Raw genomic sequence first — 2,163 nt, 5'->3', positions numbered from 1 at the left:
GAAGTGAAACATCTTCGGGTTGTGAGGTTAAGCGACTAAGCGTACACGGTGGATGCCCTGGCAGTCAGAGGCGATGAAGGACGTGCTAATCTGCGAAAAGCGCCGGCGAGGTGATATGAACCTTTGACCCGGCGATGTCCGAATGGGGAAACCCAGTGTGATTCGTCACACTATCGTTAACTGAATACATAGGTTAACGAGGCGAACCGGGGGAACTGAAACATCTAAGTACCCCGAGGAAAAGAAATCAACCGAGATTCCCCCAGTAGCGGCGAGCGAACGGGGAGCAGCCCAGAGTCTGAATCAGCTTGTGTGTTAGTGGAAGCGTCTGGAAAGTCGCACGGTACAGGGTGACAGTCCCGTACACGAAAATGCACAGGTTGTGAACTCGAAGAGTAGGGCGGGACACGTGGTATCCTGTCTGAATATGGGGGGACCATCCTCCAAGGCTAAATACTCCTGACTGACCGATAGTGAACCAGTACCGTGAGGGAAAGGCGAAAAGAACCCCGGCGAGGGGAGTGAAATAGAACCTGAAACCGTGTACGTACAAGCAGTGGGAGCACCTTCGTGGTGTGACTGCGTACCTTTTGTATAATGGGTCAGCGACTTATATTCTGTAGCAAGGTTAACCGTATAGGGGAGCCGAAGGGAAACCGAGTCTTAACTGGGCGTTAAGTTGCAGGGTATAGACCCGAAACCCGGTGATCTAGCCATGGGCAGGTTGAAGGTTGGGTAACACTAACTGGAGGACCGAACCGACTAATGTTGAAAAATTAGCGGATGACTTGTGGCTGGGGGTGAAAGGCCAATCAAACCGGGAGATAGCTGGTTCTCCCCGAAAGCTATTTAGGTAGCGCCTCGTGAACTCATCTTCGGGGGTAGAGCACTGTTTCGGCTAGGGGGCCATCCCGGCTTACCAACCCGATGCAAACTACGAATACCGAAGAATGTTATCACGGGAGACACACGGCGGGTGCTAACGTCCGTCGTGAAGAGGGAAACAACCCAGACCGCCAGCTAAGGTCCCAAAGTCATGGTTAAGTGGGAAACGATGTGGGAAGGCACAGACAGCCAGGATGTTGGCTTAGAAGCAGCCATCATTTAAAGAAAGCGTAATAGCTCACTGGTCGAGTCGGCCTGCGCGGAAGATGTAACGGGGCTAAACCATGCACCGAAGCTGCGGCAGCGACGCTTATGCGTTGTTGGGTAGGGGAGCGTTCTGTAAGCCGTTGAAGGTGTGCTGTGAGGCATGCTGGAGGTATCAGAAGTGCGAATGCTGACATAAGTAACGATAAAGCGGGTGAAAAGCCCGCTCGCCGGAAGACCAAGGGTTCCTGTCCAACGTTAATCGGGGCAGGGTGAGTCGACCCCTAAGGCGAGGCCGAAAGGCGTAGTCGATGGGAAACAGGTTAATATTCCTGTACTTGGTGTTACTGCGAAGGGGGGACGGAGAAGGCTATGTTAGCCGGGCGACGGTTGTCCCGGTTTAAGCATGTAGGCGGAGGTTCCAGGTAAATCCGGTACCTTATTAACGCTGAGGTGTGATGACGAGGCACTACGGTGCTGAAGTAACAAATGCCCTGCTTCCAGGAAAAGCCTCTAAGCATCAGGTAACATCAAATCGTACCCCAAACCGACACAGGTGGTCAGGTAGAGAATACCAAGGCGCTTGAGAGAACTCGGGTGAAGGAACTAGGCAAAATGGTGCCGTAACTTCGGGAGAAGGCACGCTGATATGTAGGTGAAGCCCCTGCGGGTGGAGCTGAAATCAGTCGAAGATACCAGCTGGCTGCAACTGTTTATTAAAAACACAGCACTGTGCAAACACGAAAGTGGACGTATACGGTGTGACGCCTGCCCGGTGCCGGAAGGTTAATTGATGGGGTTAGCGGCAACGCGAAGCTCTTGATCGAAGCCCCGGTAAACGGCGGCCGTAACTATAACGGTCCTAAGGTAGCGAAATTCCTTGTCGGGTAAGTTCCGACCTGCACGAATGGCGTAATGATGGCCAGGCTGTCTCCACCCGAGACTCAGTGAAATTGAACTCGCTGTGAAGATGCAGTGTACCCGCGGCAAGACGGAAAGACCCCGTGAACCTTTACTATAGCTTGACACTGAACACTGGTCCTTGATGTGTAGGATAGGTGGGAGGCTTTGAAG

Annotated in this window: 1 rRNA gene; it reads left to right on the top strand. The window is 52.8% G+C overall.

Going from position 1 to position 2,163, the window contains the following annotated elements:
* Positions 1–25: 25 nt before the first annotated feature.
* Positions 26–2,163 (top strand): 23S ribosomal RNA (locus N6P30_RS24210); the annotation flags it as partial.

The organism is Enterobacter sp. PL1 (genome assembly GCF_945957325.1).
In the GTDB taxonomy this organism is placed as follows: domain Bacteria; phylum Pseudomonadota; class Gammaproteobacteria; order Enterobacterales; family Enterobacteriaceae; genus Enterobacter; species Enterobacter roggenkampii.
This window is presented reverse-complemented; position numbering and strand designations above follow the sequence as displayed.